We start from the raw sequence: 19,350 nt of genomic DNA, 5'->3' as shown, positions 1-19,350 counted from the left end.
GAAGACGAGCTGCGAAAGCGCCTCCAGCAAGCGATCGTCGAGCTGAATCAGCGCCGTCAGAGCCTCGCGCTCGCGACCGAAAAGGCGCACGAGCCGATCGCGATCGTCGCGATGAGCTGCCGCTTCCCGGGCGGCGTCGCGACGCCCGAAGATCTCTGGCGGCTCCTCGAGGGGGGGCACGACGCGATCTCCCCGTTCCCGGACGACCGCGGCTGGGACCTCGGCGCCCTTGATGCGCGCGAGAAGGCCGGGAACGCGTGCACGCGCGAAGGCGGGTTCCTCCGCGACGCCGACAGGTTCGACGCGAGCTTCTTCGGGATAAGCCCGCGCGAGACGTTGGCGCTCGATCCGCAGCAGCGCGTGTTCCTCGAGATCGCGTGGGAAGCCATCGAGCGCGCGGGGATCGACCCGACGACCCTCCACGGCACGCAGACCGGCGTCTTCGCCGGCGTGATGTACAACAGCTACGCCGCGCAGCACCTCCACGCGCCCGACGATCGCGACGGCTACGTCGTGACGGGCACCGCGCCGAGCGTCGCGTCCGGCCGGATCGCCTACGCGCTCGGCCTCGAAGGCCCCGCGATCAGCATCGACACGGCGTGCAGCTCGTCGCTCGTCGCCGTGCACCTCGCCTGCCACGCCTTGCGTCAGGGCGAGTGTGCGCTCGCGCTCGCCGGCGGCGTCACCGTGATGGCGACCCCCGGGCTCTTCTATGAGTTCGGGCCGCAGCACGCGGGCGCTCCCGACGGCCGCTGCAAGTCGTTCTCGGCCGACGCGAACGGCGCGGGCTGGGCGGAGGGCGCGGGCATGGTGCTGCTCGAGCGCCTCTCCGACGCGCAGAAGAACGGGCACCCGGTCCTGGCCGTCGTGCGCGGGTCGATGATCAACCAAGACGGGAAGAGCCAGGGGCTCACCGCCCCGAACGGCCTCGCGCAAGAGCGCGTGATCCGGTCGGCGCTCGCGGGCGCGCGCGTCTCGGCGAACGAGGTCGACGCCGTCGAGGCGCACGGGACGGGGACGAGCCTCGGCGATCCGATCGAGGCGCAGGCGCTCCTCGCGACGTACGGCAAGGCCCGCTCGGAGGGCGACCCGGTGTGGCTCGGGAGCCTCAAGTCGAACATCGGACACACGCAGGCGGCGGCAGGGGTCGCGGGGATCATCAAGATGGTGCTCGCGCTCGAGCACGGGCTCCTGCCGAAGACGCTCCACGTGAGCGCGCCCTCGCCGCACGTCGATTGGTCTGCGGGGACGGTCCGCCTCCTGACGGATGCCGTCCCGTGGCCGCGCGGCGTGCGACCGCGCCGCGCGGCGGTCTCGTCGTTCGGCATCTCGGGCACCAACGCGCACGTCATCGTCGAGGAGGCGCCCGCGCCCGCGGCCTCCGCCGCCGCGGCGGTCGAGCCGGTGCCGCGCGCCCCCGGCGCGCTGCCCATCGTGCTGTCGGCGAAGAGCGACGCGGCGCTCCGCGCGCAGGCGGCCAAGCTCCACGCGCACCTCGCGGCCGCGCCCGACGTCCCGCTCGTCGACCTCGCGTTCTCGCTCGCCACGACGCGCGCGCAGCTCGACCATCGAGCGGCCCTCGTCGCGCACGACCGCGCGACGCTCCTCGGCGCGCTCGACGCGCTCGAGCACGGACGCTCGACTTCCGGCGCCGCGCTGGGTCGCGGCGCGCTCGGCGGGAAGCTCGCCGTCCTCTTCACAGGGCAAGGGAGCCAGCGCGCCGAGATGGGCCGCGGCCTCCACGCCGCGTTCCCCGCGTTCCGCGGCGCATTCGATGCGGTCTGCGACCATCTCGATCGCGCCCTCGATCGGCCGCTCCGCGACGTCCTCTTCGCGCCGCGAGGGACGGAGCTCGCCCGGCTGCTCGACGAGACCCTCTACACGCAGACGGCGCTCTTCGCTGTCGAGGTGGCGCTCTTCCGCCTGCTCGAGGCGTGGGGGATCACGCCCCACGCGCTCCTCGGCCACTCCGTCGGCGAGCTCGTCGCGGCGCACGTCGCCGGCGTCCTGTCGCTCGAGGACGCGTGCGCGCTCGTCGCCGCGCGCGCGCGGCTCATGCAAGACCTGCCGGCGCGCGACGCCGCGATGGTCACCGTGCACGCGTCCGAGGGCGAAGCGCGCGCCGCGATCGCCGCGGTCTCGGGCGACGTCGCGATCGCCGCGATCAACGCGCCGACGTCCGTCGTCCTCTCGGGCGACGCCGACGCGGTGCTCGCCGTGGCGGCGCGCTTCGAGGCGCTCGGGCGCAAGACGACGCGCCTCCGCGTGAGCCACGCGTTCCATTCGCACCACATGGATCCGATGCTCGACGCGTTCCGCCGCGTCGCCGAAGGGCTCCGCTTCCACCCGCCGCGCATCCCGATCGTCTCGAACGTGACGGGAGAGCGCGCGCGCGACGAGGACATCTGCTCGCCGAGCTATTGGGTCCGCCACGCGCGAGACGGGGTGCGCTTCGCCGATGGGCTGGAGACTCTTCGAAGCATGGGAGTTTCCACGTTCCTCGAGGTCGGTCCGCACGGCGTCCTCTCCGCGCTCGGGCAGAGCGCGCGCACGGCCGACGCCGGCGACGAGCACGCGTTCATCCCGGCGCTCCGCGCCGACCGCTCCGACGTCGACGCCATCGCGAGCGCGCTCGCCGCGCTCTTCGTCCGCGGGCAACGCGTCGACTGGGCGGCGTTCTTCGCGCCGCTCCGGCCGCGCCGCGTCCGGCTGCCGACGTACGCCTTTCAGCGCGAGCGCTTCTGGCTCGACGCCGCGCGCGCCTCCGCCGCTGCCCCCGTCACCTCCGAGGAGACACGCTTCTGGCAGGCGGTCGAGCAGCGCGACGTGGAGGAGCTCGCGGCGGCGCTCCGCGTCGGCGGCGAGGGTCGGGCATCGCTCGCGGCGCTGCTCCCGGCGCTCGCGGCGTGGCGGCGCGAGCGTCACGAGCAGGGCACGGTCGACGCGTGGCGCTACCGGGTCGTCTGGAAGCCGATCGAAGCGCCGCCCGCCGGCGACGTCGCCGGGCGGTGGCTCGTCGTGGCGCGCGCCGGCGTGGCAGAAGACGTCGCGGCGAGCCTCGCGCGCCTCCTCGAAGCGCGCGGCGCCGAGGTCGTTCACCTGCGCCTCGGCGGCGACGACGTGAGGCGCGAGCGCGCCGCCGCGCGCATCGGCGAGGCGATCGGGGATGCTGGCGCGGTCCGCGGCGTGCTGTCCCTCGCCGCGCTCGACGAGGGGACGCGCTGGCCGGACGCGGCGCTGCCCGCAGGGCTCGCGTTCACCCTCGGTCTCGTGCAGGCCCTCGGCGACGTCGGCGTCGCCGCGCCTCTGTGGCTCGTCACGCGCGGCGCGGTCTCGACGGGGCGCGCGGACCCGCTCGGGCGCGCGACGGACGCGATGATCTGGGGCCTCGGACGCATCGTTGGGCTCGAGCACCCCGAGCGCTGGGGCGGGCTCGTCGACATCGCCAGCGGCGTCGACGCGACCGCGCTCGACCGCCTCGCGCCGCTGCTCGCCGCGCGCGGCGGCGAGGATCAGCTCGCGCTCCGCCCGACCGGCGTCTTCGCGCGAAGGCTCGTCCGCGCGCCCCTCGGCGACGCTCCGCCCGCGCGCACCTTCACGCCGCGCGGCACCGCCCTCGTCACCGGCGGAACCGGCGCCCTCGGCGCCCACGTCGCGCGCTTCCTCGTCGGACGCGGCGCAGAGCACCTCGTCCTCGTGAGCCGCCGCGGCGAGGACGCCCCGGGCGCCGGCGCGCTCCGCGCCGAGCTCGAAGCGCTCGGCGCACGCGTGACGATCGCCGCCTGCGACGTCGCCGATCGCGCCTCGGTCGCAGCTCTCCTGGCCCGCCTCGACGCGCAAGGCGACCACGTCCGCGTCGTCGTCCACGCGGGCGGCGTCGTCGCGCAGGCCGCCCTCGCGTCCACCGATCTCGACGACGTCCACGCCGTCGTCGCCGCAAAGGTCCGCGGCGCGCTCCATCTCCACGAGCTGCTCGGAGACCGCGAGCTCGACGCCTTCGTCCTCTTCGCCTCCGGCGCGGGCGTGTGGGGCAGCGGGCAGCAAGGCGCGTACGCCGCCGGCAACGCGTTCCTCGACGCGCTGGCCGAGGTGCGCCGCGCCGCCGGTCTCACGGCGACGTCGATCGCGTGGGGCGCCTGGGCGGGCGCCGGGATGCTCGCCGAGCACGCCGACGCCGAGGAGCACCTCCGTCGGCGCGGCCTCGCGCCGATGGCCCCGGCGCTCGCGCTCGTCGCGCTCGCGCGGGCCCTCGATCACGACGAGACCACGATCACCGTCGCCGATATCGACTGGGCGCGCTTCGCCCCCGCGTTCGCCTCCGCGAGGCCGCGCCCGCTCCTCTTCGATCTGCCCGACGCGTGCGATGCGCTGGAGCCGCCGTCCGAACCCGCCGGCGCACGGGCCGCTGGCGAAGACAGAACGCTCCGCGACGCACTGAGGCCGCTCTCGGACACCGAGCGCGCGCGCCACCTCGTGGAGCTCGTCATCGCCGAGACCGCCGCGGTCCTCGGGCACGCCGATGCGTCGGCGGTCGAGCCGCACAGGGGCTTCTTCGATCTCGGCCTCGACTCCATCGTCGCCGTCGATCTCCTCCGCAAGCTCCACGCGCGCACCGGCGTCAAGCTCCCTGCGACGCTCGCATTCGACCACCCGACCCCGGACGCGCTCGCGCGGCACCTCGACGCGGAGATCGCGCGCGACGGAGGAACCGAGGACGCTGTCTTCGCCGCGCTCAACACGCTCGCGTCGCGCCTCGCGGCGATCACCCCCGGCGACCCGCGGCGCGCCGCGGTGGGCGCGCGCTTGCGCGGGCTCGTGTCGCGCTGGACGAGCGCCGAGGCCGCGACGGAGGAGGCCGTGTCCGAAGATCTCGGCGCGATCAGCGACGACGAGCTGCTCGCGGTGATCGAACGCGAGCTCGACGGAGAACCTCGCGCCGCCTCGATCTGAGGAGCGCCCGCGCAGAGTGCAACGAGGCCGCCGCCGCGGTGGAGGGCGCTCTCGCGCTGCGCGTGTCTCCCGGCACGCGCAGCGGGTGCGCGGCTGGGTCCGGGGTCAGGGCCTGGGGCCTGGGCCGAGCACGCGGCTGGTGCCGGAGTCAGGGCTAGCGCTGGCCTGGATTATTCACCGATGCAGGACGGGCGATGCCGATCCGACGTGGATTTCCGAGTGGCCTCATCGTTGGGCCCGCGCAGCCTGCCTTATCGGCGAACACGACGAGAAGACACCGGAAAGATATGAGGAACGGCATCGGACGGACAAGGAGGGGAATAAGCCGCGCTAGGCCAGGGATCAGTGGCCAGGGGCCTGCGCGCGCGGCGGCGTGTGGAGACTGGGCCCCCCGCCGCGCACGGGCCGCGCGACACCATTTGCCTGCTTCGCCGCTACTGGATCAAGGCGGCCGCTCGCGCGAACCGCGGCGACTTCGCGACGTTGTCGCTCGCACGCGCTTCGCGTTAGCGCGGCGCGTTTTGGCTTCTTTTTCGGCGTGGGCCCCGTGGCTCACGGCTCCGCGGGCTCCGGTCGAGCTCGACACTCGATTGGACCATCGATGACCGGCGAGAAGAATCTGCGTGCGTACCTCGAGGGGCTCACCACGTCGCTCCGCCAAGCTCGCCGGCGGCTTTCGGACATCGAAGGCAAGCAACGCGAGCCGATCGCCATCGTCGGCCTCGGGCTCCGCCTCCCCGGCGGCGCGGTCGATCCCGAGAGCCTCGGGAGCTTCCTCGAGCGCGGCATCGATGCCGTGGCGCCGATCCCTGCGAGCCGCTGGGACGCGGACGCGGTCTACGACGCCGACCCGAACGCCACCGGCAAGAGCTACGTGCGGAGCGCGGCGCTCCTCGACCGCGTCGACCTCTTCGACGCGGCCTTCTTCGGCATCAGCCCGCGCGAGGCGAAGCACGTCGATCCGCAGCACCGCCTCTTGCTCGAGATCGCGTGGCAAGCCCTCGAGGACGCGGGGATCGTCCCCGCGTCGCTGAAGGACACGAAGACGGGCGTCTTCGTCGGCGCGGGCGCGAGCGAGTACGCGACGCTGCGGGGCGACGCGGAGAAGGCCGACGCGTACGCGACGATGGGCACGTCGACGTCCTTCGCGGCGGGCCGGCTGGCGTTCACGCTCGGCGTGCAGGGGCCTGCGCTCTCGGTCGATACGGCGTGCTCGTCGTCGCTCGTCGCGCTGCACCTCGCCTGCCAGTCGTTGCGGCGCGACGAGTGCGACCTCGCCCTCGCCGCCGGCGTGCAGGTGATGGCGTCGCCCGAGCCGTTCGTGCTCGTCTCGCGCACGCGCGCGCTCGCGCCCGACGGCCACTCGAAGACGTTCTCCGCGAACGCCGACGGCTACGGGCGCGGCGAGGGCGTCGTCGTCCTCGCGCTCGAGCGCCTCCGTGACGCGCGCGCGAACGGGCACCCGGTCCTCGCCGTGATCCGCGGCAGCGCGATCAACCACGACGGCACGTCGAGCGGGATCACCGCGCCCAACGGCAGCTCGCAGCAGAAGGTCCTGCGCGCGGCCCTCGACGACGCGGGGCTCGCTCCGACCGACATCGACGTCGTCGAGTGCCACGGCACGGGTACGTCGCTCGGGGACCCCGTCGAGGTCCACGCGATCGCGGCCGTCTACGGCGAGGGTCGCCCCGCCGAGCGACCGCTCCTCCTCGGCGCCGTGAAGACGAACATCGGCCACCTCGAGGCCGCCGCCGGGCTCGCTGGCGTCGCGAAGGTCGTCGCTGCGCTGCGACGCGCGACGCTCCCGGCGACGCTCCACACGCTCCCGCCGAACCCGCACGTCGCGTGGGAGACGCTCCCGCTCCGCGTCGTCGACGCCGCGCAGCGCTGGGACGTGCGCGCCGACGGAGCGCCACGGCGCGCCGGGGTCTCGGCGTTCGGCTTCTCGGGCACGAACGCGCACGTCATCGTCGAGGAAGCGCCGGCGCTCGAGGAAGCGACGGCGCACTCGGCCGAGCGCGCGCGCGCCCAGGCGTCGCCGCTCCCCGTCGTGATCTCGGCGAAGACCGAGGCCGCGCTCCGCGGGCAGGCGGAGAGGCTCCACGCGCACCTCGCCGCGCGTCCCGAGCTCGCGCTCGCCGACGTCGCCGCGTCGCTCGCGACGACGCGCTCGCACTTCGAGCATCGCGCGGTCGTCGTCGCGCACGACCGCGAGGCGGCCCTCGCGGCGCTCGATAGCCTCGCGCGAGGGACGAACGCGAGCCCGCCACCGGGCACGCTCGTGGGCGGGGACGCGCCGAAGGGAAGGCTCGCCATCCTGTTCACGGGGCAAGGCGGGCAGCGCGCGGCGATGGGACACGGGCTCTACGAGGCGTTCCCGGTGTTCCGCGACGCGCTCGATGCAGTCTGCGCACATCTCGATCGCGACCTCGATCGCCCCCTCCGCGACGTTCTCTTCGCGCCGAAGGGCTCGGAGCTCGCGAGCCTCCTCGACGAGACCGTCTTCACGCAGACAGCGCTCTTCGCGCTCGAGGTTGCGCTCTTCCGGCTCGTCGAGTCGTGGGGCGTCGTGCCCGACGCGCTCCTCGGCCACTCCGTCGGCGAGATCATCGCCGCGCACGTCGCGGGCGTGCTCTCGCTCGAAGACGCGTGCACCCTCGTGTCGGCGCGCGCGCGCCTCATGCAAGCCTTGCCCGCGCTCGACGCGGCGATGGTCGCGATCGCTGCCTCCGAGGGCGAGGTCGCGGCGGTGATCGCCGCGCGCGAGGACGGCGGGGCGCGCGCGACGATCGCGGCGATCAACGGTCCGTCGTCGACCGTGGTCGCGGGTGACCAAGACGCCGTTCTCGAGGTCGCCGCGCGCTTCGAAGCGCTCGGGCGCAAGGTGTCGCGCCTCCGCGTGAGCCACGCGTTCCACTCGCACCACATGGACGGGATGCTCGACGCCTTCCGCCGCGTCGCCGAGGGGCTCACGTTCCATCCGCCGCGGATCCCGATCGTGTCGAACGTGACCGGCCAGCGGGCGGGCGACCGGGAGCTCTGCTCGGCCGACTACTGGGTCCGTCACGCGCGGAGCGCCGTCCGCTTCGCCGACGGCCTGGAGACCCTGTACACCGAACGGGTTTCCACGTTCCTCGAGATCGGGCCGCACGGCGTCCTCTCGGCCCTCGGGCAGAGCGCGCTCGAAGCCGGCGCGCCGACCCAGGCGCTCTTCGTGCCCGCGCTCCGCGCCGATCGAGACGACGGCGCCGCGCTCGTCACGGCGCTCGGCGCGCTCCACGCGCGCGGCCACCACGTCGACTGGAGGGCGTTCTTCGCGCCCCTCGGCGCGCGCCGCGTGCCGCTCCCGACGTACGCGTTCCAGCGCGAGCGCTTCTGGGTCGACGAGGCCCCGCGCGAGCCGCGCGAGGCTGCGCAGCTCGCGCCGGACGAGGCGCGCTTCTGGCGCGCGATCGAGGAGAGCAACGTCGACATGCTGCGCGACGCGCTCGGCGTCGCGTCCGAGGGGGAGGAGCGTGCGGCGCTCTCCACGCTGCTCCCGGCGCTCTCCGCGTGGCGGCGAAAGGGACAGCTGCTCGGCCTCGTCGACGCGTGGCGCTACCGCGTCGCGTGGAGACCGATCGCGGCCACGTCACGCGGCGACGCCCTCGGGACGTGGCTCGTCGTCCGCGTGGCGGGCGCGTGCGACGACGTCGTCGAGGGCGTCGTGCGCGCGCTCGAAGGGCGCGGCGGCGACGTCGTCACGTTGGACCTGGGGGCCGACGCGTGCGCGCGCGCGGAGCTCGCGGCGCGCCTGCGGGAGGCCGTCGCGGGGCGCGGGGCGCTCCGCGGCGTGCTCTCGTTCGTGGGGCTCGACGACGGGCCCTCGCCGTCGCATCCGGCGGTGCCCGCGGGGCTCGCGCGCACGCTCACCCTCGTGCAGGCGCTGGGCGACGCGGCGCTCGACGCGCGCGTGTGGCTCTTCTCGCGCGGCGCGGTCTCCGTCTCCCCGGCCGACGCGATCACGAGCCCGGCGCAGGCGGCGACGTGGGGGCTCGCGCGCGTCGTGTCGCTCGAGCACCCGGAGCGTCTCGGCGGGGCGGTCGACCTCGCGTCGAGCCTCGGCGCGTCCGGAGCGCTGGACGCGGCGGCGATCGACCACCTCGTCGCCGCGCTCGGCGGCGCGCTCGCGGGCGAGGACGAGCTCGCCCTGCGCCCGGAGGGGCTCTTCGCGCGACGCCTCGTGCGCGCTCCCCTCGGCGACGCGCCGCGGACGCGCGCGCCGCGAGGCACCGTCCTTGTCACGGGAGGCACGGGGGCGCTCGGAGCGCACGTCGCGCGGCTCTTCGCGCAGCGGGGCGCGAAGCACCTCGTCCTCACGAGCCGGCGAGGGCCCGACGCGCCCTCCGCGCGCGCGCTCCACGACGAGCTCACCGCGCTCGGTGCGCGCGTGACGATCGCCGCGTGCGACGTCGGCGATCGCGCGGCGCTCGAGGCGCTCTTCGCGGCGATCCCGGCGGACGCGCCGCTCTCGACGGTCGTGCACGCCGCGGGTGTGCTCGACGACGGCGTGCTCGAGGCGCTGACGCCGGAGCGGTTCGACGCGGTCCTCCGCGCGAAGGCGCTCGCCGCGCGCCACCTCGACGAGCTCACGCTGTCGCGCGATCTCGACGCGTTCGTCCTGTTCTCGTCGGCGTCGGGCGTCTTCGGCAGCGCCGGGCAAGGCAGCTACGCCGCGGCGAACGCGTACCTCGACGCGCTCGCGGAGGCGCGGCGCGCGCGCGGCCTCACGGCGACGTCGATCGCGTGGGGCCCGTGGGCAGGCGGCGGGATGCTCGAGGACGCGGTAGCGTCGGACCTCCGGCGCTCGGGCCTCTCGCCGATGCGTCCCGAGGTCGCCATCGCGGCGCTCGCGCACGCGTTCGACCACGACGACGACGTCGTGACGATCGCCGAGATCGACTGGGCGCGCTTCGCGCCGTCGTTCTCCTCCATCCGCGCGCGCCCGTTCGTCTCCGAGCTCCCCGAGGCGAAGCGCGCGCTCGACGCGCTCGCGGCGAACCAGGCGCGCCCCGACGAGAGCACGCTGCTCACGGCGCTCCGCGCGCAGAGCGACGGTGATCGCCTCCGCCACCTCGTCGCCCTCGTGCTCGGCGAGACCGCCGCCGTGCTCGGACACACAGACGCGTCGCGCGTCGACGCGCGCAAGGGGTTCTTCGATCTCGGCCTCGACTCGCTCATGGCCGTCGAGCTTCGCCTGCGCCTGCAAAAGGCGACGGGCGTCCGCCTGCCGTCGACCATCACGTTCGATCAGCCGTCGCCCGAGCACGTCGCGACGTTCTTGCGCGACGCGCTCGCGCGCACGCTCGGCGAGCGCGGAGACGTGGACGCGGCGCTCGTCGCGCGGGCGCGCCACGACGGCGAGCCGATCGCGATCGTCGGCCTCAGCCTCCGCTTGCCGGGCGGCACCGGCGACCTCGCCGGGCTCTGGGACCTGCTCGAGCGCGGCGTCGATGCGGTCGGGCCGATCCCCGCGAGCCGCTGGGACGCTGATGCCGCGTACGACCCCGATCCGGACGCGAAGGGAAAGAGCTACGCGCGGAGCGCGGCGCTCCTCGACCGCGTCGACCTCTTCGACGCGGCCTTTTTCGGCATCAGCCCGCGCGAGGCGAAGCACGTCGATCCGCAGCACCGCCTCTTGCTCGAGACCGCGTGGCAAGCCCTCGAGGAGGCGGGGATCGTCCCCGCGTCGCTGAAGGGCTCGAGGACGGGCGTCTTCGTCGGCGCGGGAGCGAGCGACTACGCGCTCCTGCAGCGTGACTCCGACGAGGACGACGCGTACGCGGCGATGGGGACCGCGACCGCGTTCGCGGCGGGGCGGCTCGCGTTCACCCTCGGGTTCGAGGGGCCGGCGCTGTCGGTCGACACGGCGTGCTCTTCGTCGCTCGTCGCGCTCCACCTCGCGTGCCAGTCCCTGCGCCAGGGCGAGTGCGACCTCGCGCTCGCCGCAGGCGCGCAGGTGATGGCGTCGCCGGCTGCGTTCGTCCTGCTCTCGCGCACGCACGCCCTCGCGGCCGACGGGCGATCGAAGACGTTCTCCGCGAACGCCGATGGGTTCGGCCGCGGAGAGGGTGTCGTCGTCCTCGCGCTCGAGCGCCTTGGCGACGCGCGCGCGAACGGCCGGCCGGTGCTCGCGGTCGTCCGCGGCTCGGCGATGAACCACGACGGCGCGTCGAGCGGGATCACCGTCCCGAACGGGACGGCGCAGCAAAAGGTCCTGCGCGGCGCGCTGGACGACGCCGGCCTCGCCCCCGCGGACGTCGACGTCGTCGAGTGCCACGGCACCGGCACGTCCCTCGGCGACCCGATCGAGGTGAACGCGCTCGCCGCCGTGTACGGCGAGGGGCGCCCGGCAGATCGCCCGCTCCTCGTCGGGGCGATCAAGACGAACATCGGCCACCTCGAGGCGGCGGCCGGGCTCGCGGGTGTCGCGAAGGTGGTCGCGGCGCTTCGCAAAGGCGCGCTGCCCGCGACGCTGCACACGAGCCCGTTGAACCCGCATGTGGCGTGGGACGAGCTACCCGTGCGCGTCGTCGACGGCGCGCGCCCGTGGCCGCGGCGGGCGGAGGAAACCCCACGACGCGCAGGAGTTTCCGCGTTCGGCCTCTCGGGCACGAACGCGCACGTCATCGTCGAGGAGGCGCCGCGCGAGGCGGACGCCTCCGCGAGCGACGCGGACGCCACCGCGAGCGGCGCGACGGCGGAGGCGGCTCCCGCGCGCGAGCTCCCGTTCGTGCTGTCGGCGAAGACCGACGCCGCGCTCCGCGCGCAGGCCAAAGTCCTCCACGCCCACGTCGCCGCGAACGGCGAGCTCGCCCTCGCGGACCTCGCGTTCTCTCTTGCGACCACGCGGTCGCATTTCGACGAGCGCGCCGCCGTCGTCGCCTCCGACCGCGACGCGCTCCTTCGCGGGCTCGATGCCCTCGCGCGCGGAGAGCCGGCGCCCGAAGCGGTCGCCGCCTCCACGGTGTCTTCCGGGAAGCTCGCCTTCGTCTTTCCCGGACAGGGCTCGCAGTGGCCCGAGATGGCCTCCGCCCTCCTCGACTCCGACCACGTCTTCCGCGACCAGCTCCTGGCCTGCGAGCGCGCGCTCGCCCCGCACGTCGACTGGTCGCTCCTCGCGGTCCTGCGCCACGGACGCGACGGCGACGCTTCCCTCGACCGCGTCGACGTTGTCCAGCCCGTCCTCTTCGCCGTCATGGTCGCCCTCGCCGCCATGTGGCGCGCCATGGGCGTCGAGCCCGACGCCGTCGTCGGCCACAGCCAGGGCGAGATCGCCGCCGCCTACGTTGCCGGGGCGCTCTCGCTCGAAGACGCCGCCAAGGTCGTCGCGCTCCGCGCCCGCGCCATCACCAAGCTCGCTGGACGCGGCGCCATGGCGGCCATCGAGCTCCCCGCAAGCGAGCTCCACCGCCACCTCCTCGGGTTCGACGGCCGCGTCGCCGTCGCGGCCATCAACAGCCCGCGCACCACGCTCGTCGCCGGAGACGTCGAAGCGGTCGAGGCCCTCGTCGAGTCCCTCTCCGCCGCACAGATCTTCGCCCGGAAGGTCCGCGTCGACTACGCCTCGCACTCCGAGCACGTCGCCGCCATCGAGCACGAGCTCCTCCGCGACCTCCACGGCATCGCCCCGCGCGCCAGCGCGCTGCCCATCTACTCCGCCGTGACCGGCGAGAAGCTCGATGGCGAGGGCCTCGACGCCGCCCACTGGTACCGAAACCTTCGTCACACCGTCCGCTTCGAAGACGCCACGCGCGCTCTGCTCGCCGACCAGCACCGCTTCTTCGTCGAGGTCAGCCCACACCCCGTGCTCTCCCTCGCCCTCCGCGAGACGATCGAGGACGCCGCCGTCGACGCCGCCGTCGTGTCGACCCTCCGGCGCGACGAAGGCCACCGCGCGCGCTTCCTCCTCTCCCTCGCCGAGCTTCACGCGCGGGGGCACCGCGTTGTGTGGAGCGCCCTGTTCGACGGCCATCGACCCCGCCGCGTCCCCCTCCCCACGTACGCCTTCCAGCGCGAGCGCTTCTGGCTCGAGCCCCCTCGCGCCCGCGCCGACGTCGCCGCCGCCGGGCTCGCCTCCGCCGACCATCCGCTCCTCAAGGCCTCCGTCCCCCTCGCCGGCTCCGACGGCTACCTCTTCACCGGACGCCTCGCCCTCGCCGAGCACCCTTGGCTCGCGGGGCATGCCGTCTTCGGCGAGCCCATTCTCCCGGGCACCGCCTTCCTCGACCTCGCCCTGGCCGCCGCACACCGCGTCGGCCTCGACGCCGTCGACGAGCTCACCCTCGAAGCCCCCCTCCCGCTCCCCGCGACCGGCGGCGTCGTCGTGCAGATGGTGCTCGGCGCCACCGACGACGACGGGCGGCGATCGCTCGTCGTGCATGCGCGGCCGGACGACGCGGGCGACGACGCGGCGTGGACGCGGCACGCGACGGGCGCACTTGGGCCGCGCGCCGCGGGCGCACCGCTCGACGTCGGCGTGTTTCCGCCCGGAGACGCCACGCCGCTCGCGATCGACCGGCTGTACGATCGCCTCGCGCGCGCCGGGCTCGCGTACGGCACGGATTTCCAGGGGCTCCGCGCGGTGTGGAAGCTCGGCGACGAGCTCTTCGCCGAGGTCGTGCTCCCGGAGGCGACGGCGCGCGACGCCGCGCGGTTCGGGCTGCACCCCGCCGCGCTCGACGCCGCGCTCCACGCGCTCGCCGCAGAGGTGCTGGACGGCGGCGAGAAGACGCACGTGGCGATGCCGTTCTCGTGGAGCGGCGTGTCGCTCCACGCCGTCGGCGCGTCGACGCTGCGCGTGCGGATCGTGCGTAAGAGCGACGACACCGTGGCGCTCGCGATCGCCGACGCTGCCGGGCAGAAGGTGGCGAGCGTCGACGCGCTCGCGCTGCGCCCCGCGTCGGCCACCCGCGTGCGCGGGGCGAAGCCGCGAACGGGGCCGGTGCACGACGCGCTCCTCCGCGTCGACTGGATCGAGCTGCCGAGCGGTCCGGAGGGCGCGGCGCCGCGGGAGTGGGCGATGCTGGGGAGCGACGCGCGACTCGCGAGCGCGCTCGAGGCGGCCGGAGCTCGCGTCACGCGGCACCGCGACCCCGGCGCGCTGATCGACGCGATCGGCGGCGGCGCGGCTCCGTCGATGGTCGCCGTCCTCACGTGCACTACACGCCCCGATGCGCCGAGCGACGCCCTCGCGGCCACGCACGGCGCCACGGCGGGCGCGCTCGCAGAGCTCCAAGCGTGGCTCGCCGAAGAGCGTCTCGCGTCGTGCGCGCTCGTCGTGCTGACCGAGCGCGCCGTGGCCACGCGGCCCGACGAGGACGTGCTCGATCTCGTCCACGCGCCGGTGTGGGGCCTCGTGCGCGCGGCGCAGGTCGAGAACCCGGACCGCACGTTGCTCCTTGTCGACGTCGACGCCGCCGACGCTTCGCGAGCCGCGCTCCCCGCGCTCGTCGCCGCCGCGGTCGCGCGCGCCGCCGACGCGCCCGAGCCGCAGCTCGCGCTCCGCGAGGGGCGCCGCCTGGTTCCGCGCCTCGCACGGCCGCGCGGAGACGACGCGCTCGTCCCGCCGAGCGCCGCGGCGTACCGCCTCCACGTCCTGGAGAAGGGCACGATCGAGAGCCTCGCGCTGGTGCCCTACGAGGAGGCGACGAAGCCGCTCGCTGAGGGGCAGCTCCGCGTCGCGGTGCGCGCGGCGGGGCTCAATTTCCGCGACGCGCTCGACGCGCTCGGCATGTACCCCGGCGACTCCGGGCCCCTCGGCGCAGAGGGGGCGGGCGTCGTCCTCGAGGTCGGCCCGGGCGTCACGGACCTCGCGCCAGGCGACCGCGTGATGGGGCTCCTCAGCGCGGCGTTCGGGCCCATCGCCATCGCAGATCACCGCATGGTGATCCGCATCCCCGCGGGGCTGTCGTTCGTCGAGGCGGCGAGCATCCCGATCGTCTTTCTCACCGCCTACTACGGCCTCGTCGATCTCGGCCGCCTCCGCCCCGGCGAGCGCGTCCTCGTTCATGCGGCCGCAGGCGGCGTCGGCATCGCCGCCGTCCAGCTCGCACGCCACCTCGGCGCAGAGGTCTTCGCCACCGCGAGCCCGCCCAAGTGGGCCACCCTCCGCGCCCTCGGCCTGGACGACGACCACATCGCCTCCTCGCGCTCCGTCGACTTCGAAGAGCACTTTCGCCGCTCCACCGGCGGGCGCGGCGTCGATGTCGTCCTCGATTCGCTCGCCCGCGAGCTCGTCGATGCCTCCCTCCGCCTCGTCGCCCTCGCGCCCGACGGGCGCTTCGTCGAGATGGGCAAGAGCGACGTCCGCGACCCGCTCGCCGTCGCCGCGTCGCACCCGAGCGTCGCGTACCGCGCGTTCGACCTCGCCGAGGCGGGCCCCGAGCGCATCCAGGCCATGCTCGCCGAGCTCGTCGCCCTCTTCGAGCGCGGTGTTCTTCGCGTCCCGCCCATCACCCCATGCGACCTCCGCCGCGCGCCCCAGGCCTTCCGCGCCCTCGCCCAAGCCCGCCTCGTCGGAAAGGTCGTCCTCACCATCCCGCGCGCCCTCGACCCGCGCGGCTCCGTGCTCGTCACCGGAGGCACCGGCACCCTCGGCGCCCTCGTCGCGCGCCACCTCGTCCAGCGCCACGGCGTGCGCAGCCTCGTCCTCTCGTCGCGAAGGGGCCCGGCCGCGCCCGGTGCTGACGACCTCCGCCACGAGCTCGAAGCCGCAGGCGCCTCCGTCGCCATCGTCGCCTGCGACGCCAGCGATCGCCCCGCCCTCGAGCGTCTGCTCGCCGGCATCCCCACCGATCGTCCCCTCACCGCCGTCGTCCACGCCGCCGGGACCCTCGACGACGGCGTCCTCACCTCGCTCACGCCAGAGCGCCTCCGCTCCGTTATGAGCGCCAAGGTCGACGCCGCCGCACACCTCGACGAGCTCACCCGCTCCCTCGACCTGGCCGCGTTCGTCCTCTTCGCGTCGCTCTCGGGCGTGCTCGGGAGCCCAGGGCAGGCGAACTACGCCGCGGCGAACACGTTCCTCGACGCGCTCGCGCACCAGCGGCGGTCGCGCGGTCTCCCCGCGGTGTCGCTCGACTGGGGGTACTGGGCCGAGAAGACAGGGCTCACCGCGCACCTCGGAGACACGGATCTCCAGCGCATGGCGCGCGGTGGGCTCCGTCCCCTCACGACCGACGACGGGCTCGCGCTCTTCGACGCCGCGCTCACGCACGTCGACGCCGCGCTCGTCCTCGCGTCGTTCGACCCCGTCGCGCTGCGCGCCCACGCGGTCGCGCCGATCCTCCGCGGCCTCGTGCGCGCCGGCGCCGCGCGGCGCAGGCTCGCGAGCAACGCGGCGTCCGCGACGCCCCTCGCGCAGCGCCTCGCCGGTCTCGCGCCGAAGGAGCGCGAGCGCGTGATGATCGACGTCGTCCGCCCGGAGATCGGCGTCGTCCTCGGCCTCCCGCCGTCGCGCAACCTCGACGGCGACCGCCCGCTGAAGGAGCTAGGGCTCGACTCGCTCATGGCCGTCGAGCTGCGCAACCGCCTCGCCGCGATCGTGGGGACGCGCCTGCCCGCCACGCTGCTCTTCGATTACCCGACGCCGACGGCGCTCGCGCGCTTCCTCGCGACGATGCTCGTGGGGCGAGGCGACGCGGCCGCCGCATCGATCGCGGCCCGCGCAGCTCCCGCGGTCGCGTCCGACGACGCGATCGCGATCGTCGCGATGGCCTGCCGCTTCCCGGGCCGCGTTCACACGCCCGAGGATCTCTTGCGGCTCGTCCGCGAGGGGGGCGACGCGATCTCCGCGTTCCCCGAGAACCGTGGCTGGGATCTCGACGCGCTCTCCGACGGCGCGGCCCGCCAGGGAGGCTTCCTCCACGACGCCGATCTCTTCGACGCGGCGTTCTTCGGGATCAGCCCGCGCGAGACACTCGCGCTCGACCCGCAGCAGCGCCTCCTCCTCGAGATGACGTGGGAGACGATCGAGCGCGCCGGCATCATCCCCGCGTCGCTCCTAGGCTCGAAGAGCGGCGTCTTCGTCGGCGTCTTCGGGAGCGACTACGTCGCACGTCTCCTCCACGGCCCGAGCGGCGCGCAGGCGATGGATTCGCTGCGCGGGTACATCGGCACCGGGAGCGCCTCGAGCGTCGCGTCGGGCCGCATCGCGTACGCCCTCGGCCTCGAAGGCCCGGCGATCAGCATCGACACAGCGTGCAGCTCGTCGCTCGTCGCGCTCCACCTCGCCTGCCACGCGATCCGTCGAGGCGAGTGCTCGCTCGCGCTCGCCGGCGGCGTGACCGTGATGGCGACCCCCGGGATCTTCGGCGAGTTCAGCACGCAGCACGCGGGCGCGCCGGACGGGCGGTGCAAGTCGTTCTCGGCGGACGCGAACGGCGCGGGCTGGTCGGAGGGCGCTGGGATGGTGCTCCTCGAGCGCCTGTCGGACGCCCGGAAGAACGGGCACCCCGTGCTCGCGATCGTGCGCGGATCGGCCGTCAACCAGGACGGCAAGAGCCAGGGGCTCACGGCGCCGAACGGCCCCGCGCAAGAGCGCGTGATCCGGGACGCGCTCGCGAGCGCGGGGCTCGCCCCCGCCGACGTCGATGCCGTCGAGGCGCACGGCACCGGCACGACGCTCGGCGATCCCATCGAGGCGCGCGCGCTCTTCGCGACGTACGGCGCGGCGCACGCGGAGGATCGCCCGCTGTGGCTCGGAAGCCTCAAGTCGAACCTCGGGCACACGCAGGCCGCCGCGGGGATCGGCGGCGTCATCAAGATGGTGCTCGCGCTGCAGAGCGGCGTCCTCCCGAGGACGCTCCACACCGCGAGCCCGTCGCCGCACATCGACTGGTCGTCCGGCGCGATCCGCCTCTTGACCGAAGAGGTACCGTGGAAACCAAACGGGCATCCCCGGCGCGCGGCGGTGTCGTCGTTCGGGATCTCCGGCACCAACGCGCACGTGATCCTCGAGGAAGCGCCGCGCGCGACGGCGGGCGACGGCCAGGCCGCGGAGTCCACCCGCGCGCGCCTCGCGCCGCCGGTGCCGGTGCTCCTCTCGGCGAAGAGCGACGCGGCGCTCCGCGCCCAGGCGGGCAAGCTCCACGCGCACCTCGTCGAGCACGAAGACGTCGCCGTCGTCGACATCGCGGCGTCGCTCGCGACCACGCGGTCGCATCTCGACCACCGGGCGGCGATCGTCACGAGCGATCGCGCCGCGTTGCTCTCGGCGCTCGCGGCGCTCGCCGAGGGGCGCGCGGAGGCAGGCACGGTGGCCGGCGAGGCGATCCCGTCGGGCAAGGTCGCGTTCGTCTTCCCCGGGCAGGGCTCGCAGTGGCCAGCCATGGCGCGCGCCCTGCTCGCCTCCTCGGCCGTGTTCCGCGCCGAGATCGAGGCCTGCGAGCGCGCCCTCGCGCCTCACGTCGACTGGTCGCTCCTCGCCGTACTCGGCGACGACGACGCGCGCGATGCGCACGGCGCGCCCATGCTCGAGCGCGTCGACGTCGTCCAGCCCGTCCTGTTCGCCGTCATGGTCGCGCTCGCCGCCACCTGGCTCGCCGCCGGCGTCACGCCCGACGCCGTGGTGGGCCACAGCCAGGGCGAGATCGCGGCCGCTTACGTGGCCGGCGCCCTCTCCCTCGACGACGCCGCCAGGGTCGTCGCGCTCCGCTCGCGCGCCATCACCAAGATCGCGGGCCGCGGCGCCATGGCCGCCGTCGAGCTCACCACCGCCGACCTCGAGGCGCGCCTCGCGCGCTTCGGGGGACGCCTCGCCATCGCGGCGATCAACAGCCCTCACGCTGCGCTCGTCTCCGGAGACCCCGACGCGATCGACGAGCTGGTCGCAGAGCTCACCGGCGCGCAGCTCTTCGCCCGTAAAGTCCGCGTCGACTACGCCTCGCACTCCCCCCACGTGGAGGCCATCGAGCGGACGCTCCTCGACGCCCTCGACGGCATCGCGCCGCGGGCCGCGAAGGTCCCGCTGTACTCCGCCGTCACGGGCGAGAGGCTTGATGGCGAGGCCCTCGGCGCCGCCCACTGGTACCGGAACCTCCGCCACACGGTCCGCTTCGAGCACGCCACCCGCGCCCTGCTCGACGACGGCCATCGCTTCTTCCTCGAGGTCAGCCCTCACCCCGTCCTCACCGTGGCCCTGCGCGACACGATCGAGGCCTCGGGACACGACGCGGTCGCCTCCGCGTCGCTTCGCCGCGACGAAGGAGACCTCGCGCGCTTCAACCTCTCGCTCGCCGAGCTCCACACGCGAGGGCTCGCGGTCGACTGGCGCGCCTTCTTCGCCCCCTTCGCGCCGCGCGTCGTCACGCTTCCGACCTACGCGTTTCAGCGCGAGCGCTTCTGGCTCGATGCTCCAAA

2 protein-coding genes (1 of these 2 only partly in view) are annotated in these 19,350 nt (G+C 74.8%); both read left to right on the top strand.

Annotation, left to right across the window (positions count from 1 at the left end; genetic code table 11):
• The first annotated feature begins 9 nt into the window (after positions 1-9).
• Positions 10-4,950 carry a type I polyketide synthase gene (locus WMF36_RS13770; RefSeq protein WP_437581911.1) on the top strand — a complete coding sequence of 1,647 codons (4,941 nt, stop codon included), beginning with the start codon at positions 10-12 and terminating at the stop codon, positions 4,948-4,950.
• A 601-nt stretch (positions 4,951-5,551) separates the two neighbouring features.
• Positions 5,552-19,350, top strand: the 5' portion of a protein-coding gene (locus WMF36_RS13765) for a type I polyketide synthase (protein WP_437580045.1). 2,209 nt of this gene lie beyond the right edge of the window; the window shows 13,799 of its 16,008 coding nt (coding positions 1-13,799); it begins with the start codon at positions 5,552-5,554; its stop codon lies off the right edge, out of view.

This window comes from Sorangium sp. So ce887 (assembly GCF_051521455.1).
Classification (GTDB): domain Bacteria; phylum Myxococcota_A; class Polyangia; order Polyangiales; family Polyangiaceae; genus Sorangium.
This window is presented reverse-complemented; position numbering and strand designations above follow the sequence as displayed.